Origin of the sequence: Seohaeicola sp. 4SK31, from assembly GCF_028802875.1 — a bacterium.
Taxonomy (GTDB): Bacteria; Pseudomonadota; Alphaproteobacteria; order Rhodobacterales; family Rhodobacteraceae; genus Seohaeicola.
The window spans coordinates 1-3,017 of sequence record NZ_JARAMP010000069.1 but is presented as its reverse complement, the minus strand read 5'-3'; the positions used below and the strand labels follow the sequence as shown (position 1 = coordinate 3,017).

Annotated in this window: 1 protein-coding gene; it reads right to left on the bottom strand. The window is 61.9% G+C overall.

The features are described from left to right. Window positions 1-583 precede the first annotated feature (583 nt). Window positions 584-2,821, bottom strand: a complete 2,238-nt coding sequence (locus tag PVW27_RS21330; protein WP_274561204.1) for a WD40 repeat domain-containing protein — start codon at window positions 2,819-2,821, stop codon at window positions 584-586. Window positions 2,822-3,017 lie beyond the last annotated feature (196 nt).

Below are 3,017 nucleotides of genomic sequence, written 5' to 3'. Positions count from 1 at the left end.
AGTGACACATCCAAACCAGCATAATGTTCCATAGGTCGTTCTCCTCACGCCTTATATACATGAGGCCAACATACCGGACCTCGTTCGCCACTGGAGAGCGACCGCCGCAATCACACCATGTCGATTTTGTTTTGGACAGAAACGACTTAGTTTTGTCCAAACTTCATTGAAAGTCAGCGATCCCACCAAAGAGCTGCGGCGTTGTTTTAGCGTTTGGAAAAAACCCATAGGACAATCGCTGGCAAGACCTTCAGATACACGATGAGCCCAAACAATTCGCCCACTGACCACGTGACAGTTTCTTGCGAATAGCAACGCCAACATGGGCCGTTGCACTATGCAACTTGGAAAACCCGCTTTGCCAAATCCAGCTGCCCAACGATGGTAAATTCTGTCATGGACACTTCCTCCTTCTTGTGATGTGACCCACATCACCTTTGCACATTGCGATGCCGTCGGGAGGGGGTATCCACCCCATCAGTTCTCAGTGACATCCAACATCTGGCTGCTGCGTGAGATTTTCTGCCACTTTCGTGTTACGCTTTTGCGCCGCAGCTCTCACAATCCTTATCATCGAGGCAGGTCAGTTAAACGGCGGATCGTAGCTGTCGCAGTCCTGTGGTAGGGTCAGGTTTTCGATGCCAATCTCGTCGGCAAGGCCATCGGTTGAGGTGTCGGGACGGCCATCGACTATAGGTAGGTAGCGGCATGCCACTTGCAGAATATTGCCGGGAGGCAAGTTGCCCCAGAGCCGTAAAGTGCTGTCATCGCTTCCGCTCACTAGCCGTGTGCCATCGGGGGAGAACGCGACACTGGTAACCCGATCCTCATGCCCCCAAAACGGCTCACCCAAGGATGCCCCGCTCTGGGCATCCCAGAGCCGCAAAGTGCCATCCGAGCTGCCACTCACCAGCCGCGTGCCGTTGGAAGAGATGGCGACACCAGTGACAATGCTCTCATGCCCGGGCAACAGCACAGCTAATTCCACTCCGCTCTCCGCATCCCAGAGCCGCAAAGTGCCATCCGAGCTGCCACTCACCAGCCGCGTGCCGTTGGAAGAGATGGCAACGCTGTTGACCCGATCCTCATGCCCGCCAAACGGATCGCCGCCCAAGGGCGCCCCGCTCTGCGCATCCCAGAGCCGCAAAGTACCAAAATTGCCATCATCAGTTCCCCCGCTCACCAGCTGCGTGCCGTCGGGGTAGAACGCTACACTGCTGACCCCGTCCTCATGCCCCCAAAATGAATCGCTGCCCGAGGGCACCCCGCTCTGGGCATCCCAGAGCCGCAAAGTACCGTCCCAGCTGCCGCTGACCAGCCGTGTGCCATCGGGGGAAACCGCGACACTGCTGATCCCGGTCTCATGCCCGGGCAATGGATCGCTGCCCGAGGGCACTCCGCTCTGGGCATCCCAGAGCCGCAAAGTGCCGTCACCGCCCCCGCTCACCAGCCGCATGCCATCGGGGAAGACCGCTACACTACTGACCCCGCCCTCATGCCCGGGCAGTGGATCACCCAAGGATGCCCCGCTCTGGGCATCCCAGAGCCGCAAAGTGCCGTCCCAGCTGCCGCTGACCAGCCGCATGCCATCGGGGAAGACCGCGACACTGCTGATCCCGGTCTCATGCCCGCGAAGTGGGTCGCCCAAGGGCACCCCGCTCTGCGCATCCCAGAGCCGCAAAGTGCCGTCACCGCCCCCGCTCACCAGCCGCGTGCCGTCGTGGGAGAACGCGACACTGCTGACCCCGTCCTCATGCCCGTGCAATGGATCGCCCAAGGGCACCCCGCTCTGGGCATCCCAGAGCCGCAAAGTGCCGTCCTGGCTGCCGCTCACCAGCCGTGTGCCATCGGGGGAGACCGCGACACTGCCGACCCCGTCCTTATGCCGGTGCAATGGATCGCCCAAGGGCGCCCCGCTCTGGGCATCCCAGAGCCGCAAAGTGCCGTCACCGCCCCCGCTCACCAGCCGTGTCCCATCGGGGGAGAAGGCAACGCTAGTGACAAAGCCCTCATGACCGCGCAATGGATCGCCCAAGGATGCCCCGCTCTGGGCATCCCAGAGCCGCAAAGTGCTGTCCCAGCTGCCGCTCACCAGCCGTGTGCCATCGGGGGAGAAAGCAACGCTAGTGACCCAGCTCTCATGCCCCCGCAATGGATCGCCCAAGGGCGCTCCACTCTGGGCATCCCAGAGCCGCAAAGCGTAGTCCTGGCTGCCGCTCACCAGCCGTGTGCCATCGGGGGAGAAGGCTACGCTAGTGACCAAGCCCTCATGCCCCCGCAACGGATCTAGCAAGGGCACCCCGCTCTTTGCATCCCAGAGCCGCAAAGTGCCGTCACTGCCCCCGCTCACCAGCCGTGTGCCATCAAGGGAGAAGGCAACGCTAGTGACCCAGCCCTCATGCCCGCGCAATGGATCGCTCAACGGCGCCCCGCTCTGGGCATCCCAGAGCCGCAAAGTGCCGTCCTGGCTGCCGCTCACCAGCCGTGTGCCATCGGGGGAGGCCGCGACACTGTAGACACTGCCCTCATGCCCGCCCATGATCACGTGAGGACGGGTTGCGGAGATTGCGGATGTGATTGCCCTGAACGCCAGAGAAGATTGCGGGAATACCCCATCCGCAGAACTTGGCCAGGCGGCGAGAACGAGCTTGAGCGCATCGATCGGATCAGACTCCACCCGGGATCCCGCCAGTGCCACCAGCGCGTCCACACGCGCCTTGGCATTTTCGGCCTGCTGGGCCTGATATTTCAAGAGTCCGCCGCCGGCTGCCAGCAAAACGCTGAACAATGCCACCAGCGCAAGCCGAGTATTGCGCCTCAATCGTTTTTGGCTTCTTGCGATCAGGTTGCGTACGGGTTCGGAGACGGGTGTTGCGTTGGCTGGGCGTGCGGCCAGCCAGTCTTGCGCTTGCTGCACTGCGCGCCGATGGGTGATCACCTCTCCCTTGCCGCGCGTGGCCTGTCGTTCGTACTCGGCGTGCTGGCGCTCCCAGTCCAGGTCGACCCGGATTGCTGTT